The 17,947-nt window shown below is 70.8% G+C and carries 17 protein-coding genes; 8 read left to right on the plus strand and 9 right to left on the minus strand.

What is annotated here, in order from left to right:
- Positions 1-23: 23 nt before the first annotated feature.
- A complete protein-coding gene (locus AC0KTM_RS08555) occupies positions 24-941 on the minus strand; it encodes a TIGR01777 family oxidoreductase (RefSeq protein WP_472415436.1) in 918 nt (305 codons plus the stop codon).
- 13 nt (positions 942-954) lie between these two features.
- Positions 955-2,751 carry a 2-oxoglutarate dehydrogenase, E2 component, dihydrolipoamide succinyltransferase gene (gene sucB, locus AC0KTM_RS08560; protein ID WP_472415437.1) on the minus strand — a complete coding sequence of 599 codons (1,797 nt, stop codon included), beginning with the start codon at positions 2,749-2,751 and terminating at the stop codon, positions 955-957.
- A 196-nt stretch (positions 2,752-2,947) separates the two neighbouring features.
- Here sucB and AC0KTM_RS08565 point away from each other — a divergent pair, with 196 nt between their 5' ends.
- Positions 2,948-4,726: an SDR family oxidoreductase gene (locus AC0KTM_RS08565; RefSeq protein ID WP_472415438.1), complete on the plus strand. Its 1,779-nt coding sequence runs from the start codon at positions 2,948-2,950 to the stop codon at positions 4,724-4,726.
- 5 nt (positions 4,727-4,731) lie between these two features.
- Here AC0KTM_RS08565 and AC0KTM_RS08570 read toward each other — a convergent pair whose 3' ends face one another.
- The gene (locus AC0KTM_RS08570; protein WP_472415439.1) at positions 4,732-5,073 is read right to left on the minus strand and encodes an aminopeptidase; all 342 of its coding nucleotides are present in this window, start codon (positions 5,071-5,073) and stop codon (positions 4,732-4,734) included.
- A gap of 144 nt (positions 5,074-5,217) precedes the next feature.
- On the opposite strand from AC0KTM_RS08570, the gene AC0KTM_RS08575 reads away from it, so the two are divergent.
- Both AC0KTM_RS08575 and AC0KTM_RS08580 read left to right on the plus strand, forming a co-directional pair.
- Positions 5,218-5,667: an SRPBCC family protein gene (locus AC0KTM_RS08575; protein WP_225330034.1), complete on the plus strand. Its 450-nt coding sequence runs from the start codon at positions 5,218-5,220 to the stop codon at positions 5,665-5,667.
- On the plus strand, positions 5,664-7,259 hold the full coding sequence (locus AC0KTM_RS08580; protein WP_472415440.1) for a phytoene desaturase family protein: 1,596 nt from the start codon (positions 5,664-5,666) through the stop codon (positions 7,257-7,259). Before AC0KTM_RS08575 ends, AC0KTM_RS08580 begins: the two co-directional genes overlap by 4 nt.
- A gap of 13 nt (positions 7,260-7,272) precedes the next feature.
- On the opposite strand, the gene AC0KTM_RS08585 is transcribed toward AC0KTM_RS08580, so the two are convergent.
- Positions 7,273-8,832, minus strand: a complete 1,560-nt coding sequence (locus tag AC0KTM_RS08585; protein WP_472415441.1) for a leucyl aminopeptidase — start codon at positions 8,830-8,832, stop codon at positions 7,273-7,275.
- 50 nt (positions 8,833-8,882) lie between these two features.
- Between AC0KTM_RS08585 and gcvT the strand changes: the two genes are divergently transcribed.
- Together gcvT and AC0KTM_RS08595 are read left to right on the plus strand one after the other, a co-directional pair.
- On the plus strand, positions 8,883-9,986 hold the full coding sequence (gene gcvT, locus AC0KTM_RS08590; protein ID WP_472415442.1) for a glycine cleavage system aminomethyltransferase GcvT: 1,104 nt from the start codon (positions 8,883-8,885) through the stop codon (positions 9,984-9,986).
- Between the two features lie 55 nt (positions 9,987-10,041).
- Positions 10,042-11,148: a branched-chain amino acid aminotransferase gene (locus tag AC0KTM_RS08595; RefSeq protein ID WP_472415443.1), complete on the plus strand. Its 1,107-nt coding sequence runs from the start codon at positions 10,042-10,044 to the stop codon at positions 11,146-11,148.
- A gap of 74 nt (positions 11,149-11,222) precedes the next feature.
- Here the strand turns inward: AC0KTM_RS08595 and AC0KTM_RS08600 are convergent, their stop codons facing one another.
- The 4 genes from AC0KTM_RS08600 to AC0KTM_RS08615 are packed head-to-tail and all read right to left on the minus strand — an operon-like array spanning position 11,223 to position 14,229.
- Entirely contained in the window at positions 11,223-11,984 is a 762-nt protein-coding gene (locus tag AC0KTM_RS08600; RefSeq protein ID WP_472415444.1) for an adenosylcobinamide-GDP ribazoletransferase, read from the minus strand.
- Positions 11,981-13,045 (minus strand): nicotinate-nucleotide--dimethylbenzimidazole phosphoribosyltransferase, encoded by a 1,065-nt coding sequence (gene cobT / locus AC0KTM_RS08605; RefSeq protein ID WP_472417426.1) that lies wholly within the window; start codon positions 13,043-13,045, stop codon positions 11,981-11,983. Before cobT ends, AC0KTM_RS08600 begins: the two co-directional genes overlap by 4 nt.
- Positions 13,042-13,578 carry a bifunctional adenosylcobinamide kinase/adenosylcobinamide-phosphate guanylyltransferase gene (locus tag AC0KTM_RS08610; protein ID WP_472415445.1) on the minus strand — a complete coding sequence of 179 codons (537 nt, stop codon included), beginning with the start codon at positions 13,576-13,578 and terminating at the stop codon, positions 13,042-13,044. Before AC0KTM_RS08610 ends, cobT begins: the two co-directional genes overlap by 4 nt.
- A gap of 27 nt (positions 13,579-13,605) precedes the next feature.
- Positions 13,606-14,229, minus strand: a complete 624-nt coding sequence (locus tag AC0KTM_RS08615; protein ID WP_225330286.1) for a DUF3043 domain-containing protein — start codon at positions 14,227-14,229, stop codon at positions 13,606-13,608.
- A gap of 251 nt (positions 14,230-14,480) precedes the next feature.
- Between AC0KTM_RS08615 and AC0KTM_RS08620 the strand changes: the two genes are divergently transcribed.
- Both AC0KTM_RS08620 and AC0KTM_RS08625 read left to right on the plus strand, forming a co-directional pair.
- A complete protein-coding gene (locus AC0KTM_RS08620; RefSeq protein WP_225330287.1) occupies positions 14,481-15,557 on the plus strand; it encodes a glycerate kinase family protein in 1,077 nt (358 codons plus the stop codon).
- 96 nt (positions 15,558-15,653) lie between these two features.
- Positions 15,654-16,010 (plus strand): HesB/IscA family protein, encoded by a 357-nt coding sequence (locus AC0KTM_RS08625; protein ID WP_225330273.1) that lies wholly within the window; start codon positions 15,654-15,656, stop codon positions 16,008-16,010.
- Positions 16,011-16,089: 79 nt separating this feature from the next.
- Here the strand turns inward: AC0KTM_RS08625 and AC0KTM_RS08630 are convergent, their stop codons facing one another.
- The gene (locus tag AC0KTM_RS08630) at positions 16,090-16,782 is read right to left on the minus strand and encodes an Rv0361 family membrane protein (protein WP_238957872.1); all 693 of its coding nucleotides are present in this window, start codon (positions 16,780-16,782) and stop codon (positions 16,090-16,092) included.
- Between the two features lie 183 nt (positions 16,783-16,965).
- Between AC0KTM_RS08630 and AC0KTM_RS08635 the strand changes: the two genes are divergently transcribed.
- The gene (locus tag AC0KTM_RS08635; protein WP_225330275.1) at positions 16,966-17,940 is read left to right on the plus strand and encodes a carbohydrate kinase family protein; all 975 of its coding nucleotides are present in this window, start codon (positions 16,966-16,968) and stop codon (positions 17,938-17,940) included.
- Positions 17,941-17,947 lie beyond the last annotated feature (7 nt).

Consider the following 17,947-nt stretch of genomic DNA (forward strand, 5'->3'; position numbering starts at 1 on the left):
CCCCGAGGTGACGCGCGGTGGCACTAGTCGTGGTCGCGCCGGGCGGTCGCGTAGCCGAGCGCCTCGCCAATGGTGTTGTGGTGGAACGCAAAACCGGCGCGCTCCAGCGCCGACGGGATGGCCCGCTGCCCCGCCAACAGGCCTTCGTCGGCGAACTCTCCCAGCGCGGCCCGGACGGCGAAACCGGGCAGCATCAACGGCGTCGGGCGGTTGACCGCCCGCCCGAACGCGGTGGTGAATTCGGCGTTGGTGACCGGCGCGGGCCCCGTCATGTTCACCGGCCCAGACAGCGCGGTGTTCGAAATCGCGAACAGCAGCGCTCGCACTTCGTCTTCCAGCGTGATCCACGACATGTATTGCCGCCCGCTGCCCAGCCGGGCCCCCAACCCCGTCCGGAACAACGGCCGCAACCGCCCCAGCGCGCCACCGGCGGGGGAGAACACCAGCCCGGTGCGCGCCAGCACCACCCGGGCGCCGCCGTATTGCGCCGTCAGCGTGGCGGCCTCCCAGTCTTCGCACAGCCGGGCCAGGAAACCGCTTCCGGCACGGTCGTTTTCGTCGACGACGCGGTCCTTGGTGTTTCCATAGAAGCCCACCGCGCTGGCGTTGATCAGGGTTGCGACCCCGGCGTCGGCGACGGCGTGCGCCAGGACCTCGGTCGGGCCGATGCGGCTGTCCCGCAGGCTTTGCTTGAAGGCGCCCGACCATCGGCGTTTGCCGATGTTGACGCCGCACAGGTTGACGACGGCGTCGACGCCGCTCAGCGTGTCGGGATCGAGGTCGCCGCTCTCGGGGTTCCAGTGCACCTCGTCGCCGTTCGCCGGTGCGCGGCGCACGATGCGCAGCACCCGGTGGTCGGCGGCCCGCAGGGCCGCGGCGAGGGCGGAGCCGATCAGGCCGGACGAACCCGCGATCGCAACGACGGACTTCTGACCAGCCACCTTCGCCGCCCCCTCAGAGTCCGAGGTCGGCCTCGAACGCTCCCTCTTCGAGCCGGTGCTTGATGGTGGTCAGGAAGCGCCCGGCGTCCGCGCCGTCGATGAGCCGGTGGTCATAGGTCAGCGGCAGGTAGCAGATCGAGCGGACCCCGATCGATTCGTTGCCGAACTCGTCGACGATCACGCGGGGGCGCTTGACGATGGCGCCGGTGCCCAGCATGGCGGCCTGCGGCGGAACCAGGATCGGGGTGTCGAACAGCGCGCCCTGGCTGCCGATGTTGGTGATCGTGAAGGTGCCGCCGGACAGCTCGTCGGGCTTCAGGTTGCCCGACCGGGCGCGCGCGGCGATGTCGGCGATCGCCCTGGCCAGCCCGGCCAGCGACAGGTCGCCCGCGTTGTGCACGACGGGGGAGAGCAGCCCCTGTTCGGTGTCGACCGCGAAGCCGAGGTGCTCGGCGTCGTAGTAGGTGATCTCCTTGGTTTCCTCGTTGTAGCTCGCGTTCACGTTCGGGTGGATCTTGAGCGCGTCGATCACCGCGCGGGCGATGAACGGCAAGAAGGTCAGGTTCACGCCTTCGCGTTCGGCGAACGCCGCCTTGGCCCTGGCCCGCAACCCGACCAGCCTGGTCATGTCGACCTCGTGGGTCTGGGTGAGTTGCGCTGTGGCCTGCAGGGATTCGCGCGTCTTGTTGGCCGTGATCTGGCGGATCCGGCTGGCCTTCTGGGTGGTGCCCCGCAGGTGCGCCAGCGCGGGCGCCGGCGCGGGAGCGGCCTTGCGGGCCTCGCCGGGGGCGGGGGCCGCGGGGGTCGGCGCCGCCGCGGGGGCCCGGTCGGCCTGCTGCTTGCGCTCGGCGGCGGCCAGCACGTCTTGCTTGCGGATGCGACCGCCCACCCCGGTGCCGGTGACCGACGTCAGGTCGATGTTGTTCTCGGCGGCCAGTTTTCGCACCAGCGGCGTGACATAGGGCGTGCCGTCGGTGCTGGAGTCCGGCGCCTGCGCCGGCGGCTGGGCCTGTGCCGGTTGGGCTTTCGGCTCGGGCTGAGCTTTCGGTTGCGGCGCGGGGGCCGGCGCGGCTTGCGGCTTCGGCTGCGCCTGGGGCTGGGGGGCGGGCTCGGGCTTGGGTTCGGCTTTGGGCGCGGGCGGCGGCTGCGGCGCGGCGGGGGCCGCGGGGGCGGCGGCGTCGGAACCGGTGCCGATGCGGGCCAGCTCGCCGCCGACGGGCACGGTGGCGTCTTCCTCGGCGGTGATGCTGATCAGCACGCCGGCCACCGGTGAGGGGATCTCGGTGTCCACCTTGTCGGTGGACACCTCGACGAGCGCGTCGTCGACCTGGACCGAATCGCCGACCTTCTTGAGCCAGCGGGTCACGGTGCCCTCGGCTACCGACTCACCGAGTTCGGGCATCAACACCGGGGTCGCGTCGCCACCGGAACTCTGCTGGGCCGGCTGGGGCTCCGGCTGGGCCTGAGCCTGGGGCTGCGGCTCGGGCTCGGGTTGCGCCTCGGGCTGGGCGGGGGGCGCCGATTGCGCCTGCGGCTCCGGCTGGCTCGGGGCCTGGGACCCGCCGCCCTCCGAACCGTCGCCGATCACGGCCAGCTCGCCGCCCACCTCGACGGTGTCGTCTTCCTGGGCGACGATCTTGGTCAGCACACCCGCGGCCGGCGACGGGATCTCGGTGTCCACCTTGTCGGTCGACACCTCGACGAGCGGCTCGTCGAGTTCAACCGTGTCGCCTTCCTGCTTGAGCCAGCGGGTGACCGTCCCCTCGGTGACGCTCTCACCGAGTGCCGGCATCTGGACGGAGAAGGCCATCTTTTTTGACTCCTCGATCGCTCGTGGGTCGGGGCGGGTCGTTCAGCTCGCGTGTGGAAGGCGAAGTCGCAATCCAAAACTATCCTGTCACTGCGGCTTCGTCGGCACACATCCAGGGCAGACACCGCGCGCTGGCCGGGTGACCCCGATCACGCTTGCTACGGTGTGGCCACTGCAGCCAGAGCGGGGAGGTCCGATGCCGCCATCACAACAACGACCCCAGCATTTCGTCGACAGCGCGGACGGCGCGCGCATCGCCGTCTACGAAGAGGGCAACCCCGAGGGCCCGACGGTGGTGCTGGTCCACGGCTTTCCCGACTCGCACGTGCTGTGGGACGGCGTGGTGCCGCTGCTGGCCGAAAGGTTCCGGATCATCCGCTACGACAACCGCGGCGTCGGGCTGTCCTCGGTGCCCAAGCCCGTGTCGGCCTACAGCATGGACCGCTTCGCCGACGACTTCGCCGCGGTGACCGGCGAGCTGAGCCCGGGCGGACCCGTGCACGTGCTGGCCCACGACTGGGGCTCGGTGGGGGTGTGGCACTACCTCAAGCGCCCCGGCGCCGACGACCGGGTCGCCACGTTCACGTCGGTCTCCGGACCCGCCCAGGACCAGCTGGTCGACTACATCTTCACCGGCCTGCGGGCGCCCTGGCGCCCCCGCACCTTCGTCCGGGCGATCAGCCAGGCGCTGCGGTTCACCTACATGCTGCTGTTCTCGATCCCGGTGCTGGCCCCGTTATTCCTGCGGCTGACCCTGTCGATCCCGGCGCTGCGGCGCAACGCGGTCGACAACATTCCCGTCGAGCAGATCCATCATTCCGACAAGCTCGCGCGAGACGCCGCCCAGTCGGTGAAAACGTATCCCGCCAACTACTTTCGCTCGTTCTCCGGCCGCAAGGAGGGCGTCGCTGTCATCGACGTGCCGGTGCAGCTGATCGTCAACACCAAGGACAAGTACGTGCGGCCGTACGGATACGACCACACCCCGCGCTTCGTGCCGCGGCTGTGGCGCCGCGACATCCGCGCCGGTCACTTCTCCCCGATGTCGCACCCGCAGGTGATGGCGGCGGTGGTGCACGACTTCGCCGACCTGACCGAGGGCAAGCAACCCAGCCGCGCGCTGCTGCGCGCGCAGGTGGGGCGCCCCCGCGGATCGTTCGGCGACACCCTCGTGTCGGTCACCGGCGCCGGCAGCGGGATCGGGCGCGAGACCGCGTTCGCGTTCGCCCGCGAGGGCGCCGAGCTGGTCATCAGCGATATCGACGAAGCCGCCGTCAAGGCCACCGCCGCCGAGATCGCCACCCGGGGCGGGGTCGCGCACGCCTACGTGCTCGACGTGTCCGACGCCCACGCGGTGGAGGCGTTCGCCGAGCGGGTCAGCGCCGAGCACGGCGTGCCCGACATCGTCGTCAACAACGCCGGCGTCGGGCAGGCGGGCGGATTCCTCGACACCCCGGCCGAGCAGTTCGACCGGGTGCTCGACGTCAACCTTGGCGGGGTGGTGAACGGCTGCCGCTCCTTCGGTCGGCGACTGGTGGAGCGCGGCACCGGCGGCTACATCGTCAACGTGTCGTCGATGGCCGCCTACGCGCCGCTGCAGTCGCTGAGCGCCTACTGCACGTCGAAGGCGGCCAGCTACATGTTTTCGGACTGCCTGCGCGCCGAACTCGACGCTGCCGGCGTCGGCCTGACCACGATCTGCCCCGGCGTCATCGACACGAACATCATCAAGACCACCCGGTTCGACGCGCCCGCGGGAAAGCTGGCCGAGGCGGTCGACGGGCGGCGCGGGCAGCTGGGCAAGATGTTCGCGCTGCGGCGCTACGGCCCCGACAAGGTCGCCGACGCGATCCTGTCGTCGGTCAAGAAGAAGAAGCCGATCCGCCCCGTCGCGCCGGAAGCCTATGCGCTGTACGGGCTTTCGCGTGTGGCGCCGCAGGGCTTGCGAAACGCCGCGCGGATGCGGGTGATCTGAAACGACTACGGGCCCGCGGTCGTCCCGCGGCGTCCGGTCAACAACGTCGCGCCGATCGCGATGACCCCGAGCACCGCCAGCGGTATGGACCACGCCCGGCGGCCACCCACCGACGACTGGCACTGCGCGACAAAGTCGGTGTGCGGGACGATCTGGTTGAGGATCGGGATGTTCGCCCCATTGCTGTTGTTCGCGCTGCGGGCCGCGGACAGATCGGTCGCCACGGCGTTCCCGCACCCCACCGAATGGCCGTTGCTGTCGGACACCGACACCGGCGCCAACAGCCCGATGATTCCGGCCAACAACAGCACGGCGCCCACACCGATGATCAACCGTCGCGCCGTCATAGTTCGCCTTTCGCCATTCTTGCCGGGGATTACGACCGCTAGGGAGATTAACCCTGGCGCACCGCCGGTAAACCCGGCGTCGCCGGATACAGCGCCCGGTTCGTGGGTATCCCGCCGCGGTAGCCGAGAGGGAAAGGACGTGTGGTGATCACTCCAACGCGAGAGGTGCCCGTCCCGCGCGAACGGGTGTGGGAGGTGCTTGCGCAAGGCTGGACCTACACCCAATGGGTGGTGGGCAACAGTCGCATGCGGGCCGTGGATCCCAACTGGCCGGAGGCCGGCTCCTCGATCAGGCATTCAATCGGAATCTGGCCCTTGGTGATCAACGACGCGACGATCGTGGAGGAGAGCGAACCGCCGCACAAGCTGGTGCTCTGTGCGCGCCTGGGGCCGATGGGTGCCGCGCGGATCACGATGCTGCTGCACGAGACGGCGCAGGGGTGCCGGGTCGAAATGATCGAGGTGCCCGTCGAAGGCCCGATGGCGCTCGTTCCCGATTCGGTCGCGTTGGCCGCGGCCTACCCGCGTAACAAGGAGTGCCTGTCGCGCCTGGCGGCATTGGCGGAACGTCTGGAGCCGAGCCAGGTGAAGTGATCGTGCGGGACACCGCCGACGCGGTCGTCATCGGGGCCGGGCACCACGGGCTGGTCGCCGCCTCGATGCTGGCCGACGCGGGGTGGGACGTGCTGGTGCTGGAGGCCCAGCCGGAACCCGGCGGCGCGGTGCGCAGCGCCGAGCTGACGCCGGGCTACATCACCGACCTGTTCAGCTCGTACTACCCGATGACGGTGGCCTCGCCCGCGATGGCCGCGCTGCAGCTCGAGGACCACGGCCTGCGGTGGTCACACGCGCCGGCGGTGGTGGGCCATCCCCGCAGCGGCGCCGACGACGACCCGCCCATCATCTACCGCGACCCGGCGCGCACCGCCGCGGAATTCGCACGCCGCGAGCCCGCCGACGGCGAAAACTGGTGGCGTGTCGTGAAATTGTGGGAGCGCATCAAGTCCCCACTGCTCGACGCCATGCTGGCGCCCTTCCCGCCCGTGCGGCCGCTGCTGCGGCTGCTGACCGAACTCGGCACGTCGGAAGCGATCCGGTTGGCGCGCCTGCTGGTGCAGCCCGCCAACACGATGGTGAGCGAGCTGTTCGCCGGCGAGGCGCCGCGAGACTTGTTGCTGGGCAACGCCATGCACGCCGACGTCCCACCCGACGCGCCCATCAGCGGCGCCATGGGATTCCTGATGACCATGCTCGCCCAGGACTGCGGCTGGCCCGTGCCCGTCGGGGGTTCCGGCGAGCTGACGGCCGCCCTGGTCAACCGTGCCCGCTTCGCGGGCGCGCGAATCGAGTGCAACGAGAACGTGTCTCGCATCGAGGTGCGGGGCGGGCGGGCGGTCGGGGTGACGACGGCCGGGGGGCGCACCGTGCGGGCGCGCCGGGCGGTCGTGGCCGACGTGACGGCACCGCGACTGTTCTGCGACATGCTGCCCGCCGACGCGGTGCCGCCCAAGGTGCGGCGCGACCTCGAGCACTTCGTGTGGGATCCGCCGGTGGTCAAGGTGAACTACGCGCTGCGCGAACCGGTTCCGTGGCGGGCGCAGCGCCTGCGCGGGGTGGGCACCGTCCACCTGGGGGCCGACGGCGACGGGCTGGTGCGCTGGACGGCCGACCTGAACACCAAGACGGTGCCCGAGCATCCGTTCATGTTGTTGGGCCAGACCACCACCGCCGACCCGACCCGGTCGCCGGCGGGCACCGAAAGCGTATGGGCCTACACGCATTTGCCGCGCAATGTCGCCGACGACGCGTCCGCCGAGCGGCTCGCCGTATCGGTGGACCGGGTCATCGAGGAGCATGCGCCCGGCTTCGGCGCGGCCGTGATCGACCGGTTCGTGCAACGCCCGTCGGACCTGGAGGCCAGCGACGCCAACCTGCATTTGGGCGCGCTCAACGGCGGCACCGCGCAGCTGCAGCAGATGCTGATCTTTCGTCCCGTCGCCGGGATGGGCCGGGCCGAAACCCCGGTCCAGGGGCTGTATCTGGGCAGCGCCTCGGCGACCCCGGGTGGTTCCGTGCACGGCGCCTGCGGGCGCAACGCCGCCAACGCAGCGCTGGCCGCCAGCGGGGTCACCGGGTGGCCGCGCCGCGCGGTGCGGCGGGCCGTCTTCTCATCGCTGACGAAGTAGCCTCAGCCGTTCGCTAGCCGTTTTCGCAGATGTCTTCGAGCACCGCGAACATGGTGCGGACCGGCACGCCGGTGGCGCCCTTGGGTGAATACCCCCATGGGCCGCCGGTGTTGTAGGCCGGGCCGGCCACGTCGATGTGCGCCCAGCCCACACCGTCGGCGACGAACTCGCGCAGGAACACCCCGGCGACCAGCATGCCGGCGAAGCGTTGCCCGCTGATGTTCGACAGGTCGGCGACCGTGGACTTCAGGTCTTCCTTGAGTTCGTCGGGCAGCGGCATCGGCCAACCGTTTTCGCCCACGCGCTGCGAGATCGCGGCGACCCGGTCGCGGAACTCGTCGCTGCCCATCACGCCCGGGATCCGGCTGCCCAGCGCCACCGTCTGCGCGCCGGTCAGCGTCGACGTCTCGATCAGGTAGTCCGGGTTGTCCTCGCATGCGCGCACGATGGCGTCGGCCAGGATCAGCCGGCCCTCGGCGTCGGTGTTCTGCACCTCGACGGTGATGCCGCCGTACTGCGTCAGCACGTCACCCGGGCGCTGCGCCGTCGCCGACGGCATGTTCTCGGCCATCGGGACGGTTGCGATCACGTCGATGGGCAGCTGCAGCTGCGCGGCCAGCGTGACGGTCGCGATGACCGCGGCGGCCCCGCCCATATCCGAGGTCATGTGGTGCATCCCGGCCGCCGGCTTGATCGAGATGCCGCCCGTGTCGAACGTCACGCCCTTGCCCACCAGGGCGACTCGCTTCGCCTGCTTGGATCTCTTGGCCAGCTTCGAACCTCGGTGGGTCAGCCGCACCAGCCGCGGCGGCCGAGACGAACCCTGGCCGACGCCGATGATCCCGCCGTAGCCGCCCTTCTGTAGGGCCTTGTCGTCGAGCACCTCGACCTCGAGGCCGGCCGATTCCCCCAAAGCCCTTGCGCGCTTGGCGAATTCGTCAGGAAACAGGTGACTCGGCGGGGTGTTGACGAAGTCGCGGGCGGTGGCGACTGCGGTCGCGACGGCCGCACCGTGCGCGGCGTCCCTCTTGGCGTCCTTGGCCCCTTTAGTTTCCGAGGCGAGCACCGTGATCTTGCCCAGCCCTTTGTCTTTGGGAGCGGTCTTGGGGCTGCGGAAGTCGGTGAACCGGTAGCTGCCCAGGATCAGGCCCTCGACGGCGGCCGAGGCGATGCCCTCGCCGGGCAGCTCGCCCAGCGTGGTGATGACGGCCGCGGTGGTGCCGAGTGACCGCGCGGCCACACCGGCGGCGCGGCGGATCGTGTCGGCCGGCCACTCGGGCCGCGGCTTGCCCAGACCGATCGTCAGCACGCTGGACACCGGCAGCGATCCCACCACCAGCCGGTGCACCTGGTCGGCGGCACCGGTGGCCTCCAGCGCGCGCAGCCCGGACTCGATCTCGGCGACCGCATCCGAGGACAGGAACGGCCCGGCCTCGGTGACGGCCGCGCCCGGCTTGTCGTCGTCGCCGGTCGAGACGACGGGCACGATCAGCACGGTCGACGCGGCGGCGCGCCGGGGCAGCGAGGAGGCGACAGTGACAGCGGGGGAGGCGTAACCGGGTTCTGTGCTCATCCGCATCACCCTAACGGGCCGCCCGTCGCGGCTGGTTAGGGTGAAGAGTCGTGAGCAACGAAGCCGACCTTCTGCACGGACCGTTAGAAGACCGTCACCGCGACCTGGGTGCCAGCTTCGCCGAATTCAGCGGCTGGCTGATGCCGGTGTCGTATGCGGGCACGGTCAGCGAGCACAACGCGACGCGCAACGCGGTCGGCCTCTTCGACGTCAGCCACCTGGGCAAGGCGTCGGTGCGCGGGCCGGGCGCCGCGCGGTTCGTCAACGCCGCGCTCACCAACGACCTCAACCGGATCGGGCCCGGCAAGGCTCAATACACCCTGTGCTGCACCGAATCCGGCGGAGTCGTCGACGATTTGATCGCCTACTACGTCGACGACGACGAGATCTTTCTGGTGCCCAACGCCGCCAACACCGCCGCCGTGGTCGAGGCGCTGCAGGCGGCCGCGCCACCCGAACTGACCATCACCAACCTGCATCGCTCCTATGCGGTGCTGGCGGTGCAGGGGCCGCGATCGGCCGACGTGCTCGGCGAGCTGGGCCTGCCCACCGACATGGATTACATGGCCTACGCCGACACCGAGTTTTCAGGCGTGCCGGTGCGGGTCTGCCGCACCGGCTACACCGGCGAGCACGGCTACGAGCTGCTGCCGCCGTGGGAGTCCGCCGGGGTGGTGTTCGACGCCCTGGCCGCCGCGGTCCGCGCGGCCGGCGGCGAGCCGGCCGGCCTGGGTGCCCGCGACACGCTGCGCACCGAGATGGGCTACCCGTTGCACGGGCACGAACTGTCGCTCGACATTTCCCCGCTGCAGGCCCGCTGCGGCTGGGCGATCGGCTGGAAGAAGGACGCGTTCTTCGGCCGCGACGCCCTGCTGGCCGAGAAGGAGGCCGGGCCGCGGCGGCTGCTGCGCGGGCTGCGGATGGTCGGCCGTGGCGTGCTGCGCGCCGGGCAGACGGTGCTGGCCGGCGACACCCCCGTCGGGGTGACGACCTCGGGCACCTTCTCCCCGACGCTGCAGGCCGGCATCGCGCTGGCGCTCATCGACACCGACGCCGGGGTCGAGGACGGCCAGGAGATCACCGTCGACGTCCGCGGCCGTCCCGCCGCCTGCGAGGTGGTGCGCCCGCCGTTCGTCGCGGTGAAAACCCGCTAGCCGCGCCGCCTGCGCGGGCGAAATCCGATTCGGCAGGCGGATATACAATCAGCGGATGACCAGTGGCTCCCTCGAGTTCACGGTTTCGCGCTCGACACGTCCGGCGACCGACACCGAACGCGAAACCATCCTGGCCGAGCCGGGTTTCGGCAAATACTTCACCGACCACATGGTGTCGATCGAGTACGACGACGGCCGGGGCTGGCACGACGCGCGTGTCGTCCCCTACGGCCCGATCGAATTGGACCCGTCGTCGATCGTGCTGCACTACGCGCAGGAAATATTCGAGGGCCTCAAGGCGTATCGCTGGGCGGACGGCTCGATCGTCTCGTTTCGCGCCGAGGCCAACGCCGCCCGCCTGCAGTCGTCGGCGCGGCGGCTGGCGATTCCCGAACTGCCCCAAGAGCTGTTCATGGAATCGCTGCGCCAGCTCATCGCCGTCGACAACGCCTGGGTCCCGGCCGCCGGCGGGGAAGAGGCGCTGTATCTGCGGCCGTTCGTCATCGCCACCGAGCCCGGGCTCGGTGTGCGGCCGTCCCGGCAATACCGCTACCTGTTGATCGCGTCGCCGGCGGGTGCCTACTTCAAGGGCGGCATCAGCCCCGTCACGGTCTGGGTGTCGACCGAGTACGTGCGGGCCAGCCCCGGCGGCACCGGCGCGGCCAAGTTCGGCGGTAACTACGCCGCCTCGCTGTCCGCCCAGGCCGAGGCCGCGGCCAACGACTGCGACCAGGTGGTGTGGCTGGACGCCGTCGAGCGACGCTTCGTGGAAGAGATGGGCGGGATGAACATCTTCTTCGTGTTCGGCAGCGGCGGGTCGGCGCGGCTGGTCACCCCGGAGCTGTCCGGCTCGCTGCTGCCCGGGATCACGCGGAACTCGTTGCTGCAGTTGGCCATTGACGCCGGATTCTCCGTCGAGGAACGCAAGATCGATATCGACGAATGGCAGAAGGAGGCGGCCGCCGGCGAGATCACTGAGGTGTTCGCCTGCGGCACCGCCGCGGTCATCACACCTGTCGCGCACGTGAAGTACGGCGACGCCGAGTTCACCATCGCCGACGGCCAGCCCGGTGAGGTGACGATGGCGTTGCGCGACACGCTGACCGGGATTCAGCGGGGCACCTTCGCCGACACCCACGGCTGGATGGCCCGGCTCGGGTAGGCGGCCCGACGCCAACGTGACTGCACAGTCACGGTCGGCGCCGAACGTGACCGCACAGTCACGTTCGCGGCGCGCTACAACCGGACCAGGCCCGCCAGCGCCACCGCGCACACCGTCGTCGTCAGTTCGATCGCGGCGCCCAGCACGTCGCCGGTGATGCCGCCGAAGCGGCGCGCGCAGTGCCGCACCAGCACCGCGCCGCAGCCCAGTCCCAGCAGCACGGCCACCGGCCCCTGCCACGGCCGCGGCCCGGCCGCCAGCGAAATCGCAAGCAGCACCGCGACCCAGGCCGTCACCACCACCGTCAGCTGACTCCCGGCGACCGCGGCGCCCAGCGCGCTGCCCTCGGCTGCCGGCATCGAGCGGTGACCGGCCAGCACCGCGGCGACCCGGCCCGCGACAACCGCCACGACAATCGCGACGGCGCCGTGCACCGCGTCGCGCGCTCCCAGCGCCGAGAACGCCAGCCCCTGCAGCAGCACCACCACGACGACGGCGGCCACCCCGAACGGCCCGGTCGATCCCTCGCGCATCACGGCCAGCGCGCGCTGCGGCGGCCCGTAGCAGCCCAGGCCGTCGGCGGTGTCGGCGACGCCGTCGATGTGCAGGCCGCGGGTGATCAGCAGCAGTGCGGCGACCGCGAGCAGTCCGGGCAGCGGGCTGGACCGGCCGAAGGCCAGCTCCCCACCCCAGGTGACGGCGGCGGCCAGCGCCCCCAGCGCCGCGCCCACCACCGGCAGCGCCGTCATGGCTCCGCGGCCCATCGGCGCGGCCCGGGCGCCGGGGACGGGCAGCACCGTTCCGAACGCGAAAGCCGTTGCCAGCGAACGGATCACGGCGGGGGAGGGGGCGTCTCGGGGCGGTTGGACACGCCGGCCTCGGTGAACGTCGCCATCGATGACAGGGCGGCCACCGCGGCACGCAGGACCGGCAGCGCCAGCGCGGCGCCGGTTCCCTCGCCCAGCCGCATGCGCAGGTCGAGGATCGGCTCCAAATCCAGGGCCGTCAGCGCCAACGCGTGACCCGGCTCGGTGGACCGGTGACCGGCCTGCCACCACATGCGAGCGCCGGGAGCCAGGTGCTCGGCCACCAGCGCCGCCGCCGTCACCGCCATGCCGTCGAGCAGCAGCGGCGTGCGCCGGACCGCGGCCTGTGCGCAAAAGCCCGCCATCGCGGCCAGATCCGCGCCGCCCGTGCAGCGCAGCAGCGCGACCGGATCCGGCAGCACCTGGCGCGCGCGGAACAGGGCGTCACGCACCGCGGCGGTCTTGCGTCCCCACCCCGCGTCGTCGATCCCCGTGCCGAAGCCCACCACCACCACGGGCTCGGCGTTGGTCAACGCGGCCACCAAAACCGCTGCGGCCGTGGTGTTTCCGATGCCCATGTCGCCGGCGATCAGCAGGTCCGCTCCCGCGTCGACCTCCTCGTCGGCGATGGCCGCGCCGGCCGCGAGCGCCCGCGCGGTCTCGTCGTCGCTCAACGCGTCCTGCACGGTGATGTCGCCGCTGCCGCGGCGCACCTTGTGGGCGCCGATTTGCGGGCTCAGCGGGTCGGCGTCGACCGCCAGATCCGCGACACGCACGCTGGCCCCGGCGATGCCGGTCAGCGCATTGATCGCGGCCCCGCCGGCATCGATGTTGGCGACCATCTGGGCGGTCACCTCCGGCGGGTACGCCGACACCCCCGACCGGGCGACACCGTGGTCACCGGCGAACACCACCACCCGGGCGCGCTCGAATTGCCTTGGCGGGCATTGCCCCTGGCACGACGCGATCCACACCGACAGGTCCTCGAGGCGGCCCAGCGCGCCGCGGGGCTTGGTGAGGGTGTCCTGGCGGGCGCGGGCGGCGGCGGCGACGCCCGCGTCGGGCGGCGACACGGGGGCGAATTCCATCAGGCCCCCGACGGCTTGATCGGCACCGGCTGCCCGGCCACCACCAGCACCACCCGATCGCACACCCGGGCCAGGCACTGGTTGAGGCTGCCGAGCTCGTCGGCGAATCGGCGCCCGGACGCGGTGGCCGGCACGACGGTCAGCCCGACTTCGGGGCTGACCAGCACCAGGGTCGAGGCGAAGGCGCCGACCGCGCACAGCACGTCATCCACCGACGCCGCCACCGAGCCGCCCTCCCATGCGTTGTCGCGGTCCATCGCGGCGGTCAGCCAGGTGCCGAGGTCGTCGACCAGGGTGGGCGTGTGCGGGGATTCGCGCAATTGCGTTGCGATGTCCTGGGTTTCGATCGTCGACCAATGCGCGGGGCGGCGGGCGCGGTGCCGGGCGATCCGCTGTGCCCAGGCCGTGTCGTCGTCACCGGCGGGCCCCGGGGCCAGGTAATGAACCGGCCGGCCGGGCGGCAATCCCGCGGCGATGGCCTCCTCCGCCCACCGTGATTTGCCCGACCTGATCCCGCCGAGCACCAGGGTGCGCACCGGCGTCAGCCGGCCTTCAGGCGAGGGTCAGTCGACACTGGCGCCATGCTTGACTTGCGGCCGCGGCGCCCGCAGCCGGCGCATCTGGGAGGCGCGGCCGGCGGCGTAAAGGCCCAGCTTCCAACGGCTTTCGGTGTTGTTGGGGAACTTCGTGTCGACCAGCTTGCTGACTTTGCGGCCCAGGATCAGGCCGTCGACGCTCATCACCGCCATCAGCGCCAGCATCGCCGGAGACACCCAGAGCTGCAGCTGGGGGACGCCGAACATGGCGAACATCAAGAACAGGGTCGACGGCATGAACAGGCCCAACAGGTTGCGCCGGGAATCCACCACATCACGCACGTAGCGCCGGATCGGGCCCTGGTCGCGCGGCAGCAGGTAGCCCTCTTCGCCGGCCATCATGCGATTGCGGCGCTCCGACATGCGCGCGCGGTTCGCGGTCTTGTCGGCGCGGCGCTCCTCGCGGCTGAGCTTGGGACCGGCCAGCGATTTGCGCCGGGCCCGCGCCTCCGCTGAGGTCATGGGTGCGGGCGCGACGGGGCCCTTCTTCGCGTTGCGCCGGGCCTCGTTGCGTTTGGGCGTGGGGCGCCCCTTGGGCCCGGTCCGGCGGGGTGTGTCATCCGCGGCGCCAGCAACGTCGGAGGCGGCCAACGCGGCGACGCTGTCGTCGAGGTCGGTGTCCTGGCCCTTCTTGCGGCCCAAAAGCTTCACAGGGGCCAGGTTACTTCGCGGACGCCGCGCGCCGGAATTCGCCTGGAATGCCTTGCTATTAGACCTGCGTTAGTGCCTCACTTGGCCCTAGTCTTACACGTGATGAACGGCTGCCTTTGATGGACGACGGGTCGATGGCCTCGGATGATGCTGCCCCCGGCCTGGCCCCCGGCCGTCTTCAGCTACCCGCGATGCAAGTCCTGGTGGCCCCGGACTGTTACGCCGACAGCATGTCGGCCCTGGAAGCCTCCGCCGCCATCGCGACCGGCTGGACCCGATCGCGTCCGGGCGACCGGTTCATCGTCGCGCCGCAGTCCGACGGCGGGCCGGGCTTCGTCGAGGTGCTGGCCAGCAGGCTGGGGGAGATGCGCCGGTTGCGGGTGTCGGGGCCGCTAAAAGCCATGGTGGAGGCCGAATGGGTCTTCGATCCCGGGTCGGCGACCGCCTACCTGGAGTGCGCCCAGGCCTGCGGCCTGACGCTGATCGGCGGGCGGCCCACCCCGGAGACCGCCATGGCCGCCCACAGCAAAGGCGTGGGCCAACTGATCGCCGAGGCGCTGCGGGTGGGGGCGACGCGGATCGTCGTCGGATTGGGCGGCAGCGCGTGCACCGACGGCGGCCAGGGCATGATCGCCGAGCTGGGCGGCCTGGACACCGCGCGCCGCCAGCTGGGCAACGTGGAGCTGATCGCCGCCTCCGACACCGAGTACCCCCTGCTGGGCCCGTGGGGAGCGGCGCGGGTGTTCGGGCCGCAGAAGGGCGCCGACACGGCCACCGTCGCGGCGCTGGAAGTGCGGCTGCAGGCGTGGGCGCTCATCTTGGAAGCGGTGGCCGGACGCGACGTGAGCGCCGAGCCGGGCGCGGGGGCCGCCGGCGGCATCGGCGCCGGGCTGCTCGCCCTGGGCGGGCGGTGTGAGTCCGGGGCCGCCATCATCGCCGAACACACCCGGCTGTCCGACGACCTCGACACGGCGGAGTTGATCGTCACCGGCGAGGGCCGCTTCGACGAGCAGTCCCTGCACGGGAAGGTGGTGGGCTTTCTGGCCGACGCGGCCCGGCCGCGGGGGATCCCGGTGGTGGTGCTGGCCGGCCAGGTCGATCTGGACAACGCGACGGTGCGCTCGTCGGGCATCATGGCCGCGTTGTCCATCGCCGAACACGCCGGATCGGTGCGACTGGCGCAGGCCGACGCGGCCAATCAGCTCATGGGTCTGGCCTCCGTTGTGGCGGCGCGACTCGGGAATAGCGGTCCTGCAAGGTACCGTTGATGGTGTGGACTTTCCGGCAGTCCGGGTCGCTCGGCGCAAGTCGGCGGTGCCGGGCATGATCGGTCCCACTCAACAATGAGGCATGTAGGAGAAGCAATGACGGTGCAAAACGAGGCGAACGCCAAGACCCACGGCGTGATCTTGACTGAGGCCGCCGCCACCAAGGCCAAGTCGCTGCTGGACCAGGAGGGTCGCGACGACCTGGCGCTGCGCATCGCGGTCCAGCCGGGCGGGTGCGCTGGGCTGCGCTACAACCTCTTCTTCGACGACCGGTCGCTGGATGGCGACCTGATCGCGGAGTTCGGTGGTGTGACCCTGACGGTGGACCGGATGAGCGCGCCCTACGTCGACGGCGCGTCCATCGACTTCGTGGACACCATCGAAAAGCAGGGGTTCACCATCGACAACCCCAACGCCGGCGGATCCTGCGCCTGCGGCGACTCGTTCAACTGACCTCACCGCGAGACTGCAACTGGCGACGCATTCCCCGAGTAGGGCTTGTCGGCCATTGCAGGCTCGCGGCGAGCGAAACTCAGTACGAGCCCCCGGTGCGCAGCACGTACGAGCACACCATGATCTGGCCGCGCTGGAAAAGCAGCTGCGCGATGCCCTGCACCGGCCCGCGCATGGGGCCGCCGCTCACCGGCGAGACCCGCATGGTGAACAACGCCTGAGCCTGGTACTGCGACAGGTACACGATCTTGTCGATCGAGGTGATCTCCACCTCGGAGAACTGCTTGCGGAACGCGTCGCTGCTGAGCTTGGCCAGCGCCTGATCGGATCGCTTGTCCTGGACGGCGTCGTAGAGGCCGCACAGCGCGTTGCGGGCGATCTCGTTGACGTCGCGGTGCTCGAGCGCGTCCAGGTACCCCTGAATCGCCGTCTTCGCCGTGGCCTCGGAGAACGTGGTGCCGGTGTTGGCCCCGTTGGTGCGCACCCCGTACACGATGGCCAGGGTCAGTACCGCGACGAGCGCGATGGCCAGCGCCACGCCGACGATCAGCCGCCGCTTGGAGCGTGGCGGCGGGTACGGCGCCGGTCCGGTTGGCGGCCCGGCATAATTGGCCGACGGCGGTCCTGCTTGCGGAGCCGGGGCGAAGCCCGGGCCGGCGGCGTTGGGGTCATCGGGGAACTCGAGTGGCTGGGATTCGCCGGGGCGCTCATGTCCGCTCGGTCCGCCGCTGCCGCCGCCGACAGGGTGGTTCGGCGAGTGCGGGCCTGCCATCGTGGTTCTCCTACGGTGGTAGACGGGACTGCAAGCGGGTTGCGGCCCAAGCATTGTGATCCCGGCGACTTGAGTGAGTTCCCTAGGGAGGCTAGCGCAGACCTTGCGGCGACCGTGCACGCGACGACGGTCCTGGGCGCGTGAGTAAGCTAGATAACCTTACTAACGAAGGGTGGAGATTTCGTGACGATCGCGGTGACAGGTTCGATTGCGACCGACAATCTGATGCGGTTCCCCGGCCGGTTTTCCGAGCACCTGCTGGCCGAGCACCTCCAGAAGGTGTCCCTGAGCTTCCTGGTCGACGACTTGGTGATTCACCGCGGCGGCGTGGCGGGCAACATCGCCTTCGCCATCGGTGTGCTGGGTGGCGACGTGGCGCTGGTCGGCGCGGCCGGTGACGATTTCGGCGAGTACCGCGACTGGCTGCAGAGCCACGGCGTCAACTGCGACCACGTGCTGATCTCGAAGACCGCGCACACCGCGCGCTTCGTGTGCACCACCGACGAGGACATGGCCCAGATCGCGTCGTTCTATCCCGGCGCCATGTCCGAGGCCCGCAACATCAAGCTCGCCGACGTCGCATCGTCCGTGGGCAAACCCGACCTGGTGATCATCGGCGCCAACGACCCGGACGCGATGGTGGTGCACACCGAGGAGTGCCGCAAGCTCGGCCTGCCGTTCGCCGCCGACCCGTCCCAGCAGCTGCCCCGCCTGTCCGGCGAAGAGATCGACAAGCTGATCGACGGCGCGGCCTACCTGTTCACCAACGACTATGAGTGGGAGCTGCTGCTCTCCAAGACCGGCTGGTCAGAGGCCGACGTCCAGAAGAAGGTGGACCTGCGGGTGACGACACTCGGCGCCAAGGGCGTCGACATCGTCGAGCGCGACGGGACCACCACCCACGTCGGCGTGGTCCCCGAGACCAGCCAGACCGACCCCACCGGCGTCGGCGACGCGTTCCGGGCCGGCTTCCTCACCGGGCGTAGCGCCGGGCTGAACCTCGAACGGTCGGCGCAGCTGGGCTCGCTGGTGGCCGTGCTGGTGCTGGAGTCGACCGGAACCCAGGAGTGGGCGTGGGACCGCGAGGCCGCCAAGACGCGGTTGGCCGACGCCTACGGCGACGAGGCGGCCGCCGAGATCGCCGGAGTGCTGGGCTGACGCCATT

The organism is Mycobacterium sp. NTMscope_Eco_3 (assembly GCF_976985685.1).

Bases quoted from the DNA above. Each gene is read 5' to 3' on its own strand.
- sucB (WP_472415437.1), bottom strand. From the start codon at position 2,751: ATGGCCTTCTCCGTCCAGATGCCGGCACTCGGTGAGAGCGTCACCGAG.
- AC0KTM_RS08565 (WP_472415438.1), top strand. From the start codon at position 2,948: ATGCCGCCATCACAACAACGACCCCAGCATTTCGTCGACAGCGCGGAC.
- AC0KTM_RS08570 (WP_472415439.1), bottom strand. From the start codon at position 5,073: ATGACGGCGCGACGGTTGATCATCGGTGTGGGCGCCGTGCTGTTGTTG.
- AC0KTM_RS08585 (WP_472415441.1), bottom strand. From the start codon at position 8,832: ATGAGCACAGAACCCGGTTACGCCTCCCCCGCTGTCACTGTCGCCTCC.
- AC0KTM_RS08595 (WP_472415443.1), top strand. From the start codon at position 10,042: ATGACCAGTGGCTCCCTCGAGTTCACGGTTTCGCGCTCGACACGTCCG.
- AC0KTM_RS08620 (WP_225330287.1), top strand. From the start codon at position 14,481: ATGCAAGTCCTGGTGGCCCCGGACTGTTACGCCGACAGCATGTCGGCC.
- AC0KTM_RS08625 (WP_225330273.1), top strand. From the start codon at position 15,654: ATGACGGTGCAAAACGAGGCGAACGCCAAGACCCACGGCGTGATCTTG.
- AC0KTM_RS08630 (WP_238957872.1), bottom strand. From the start codon at position 16,782: ATGGCAGGCCCGCACTCGCCGAACCACCCTGTCGGCGGCGGCAGCGGC.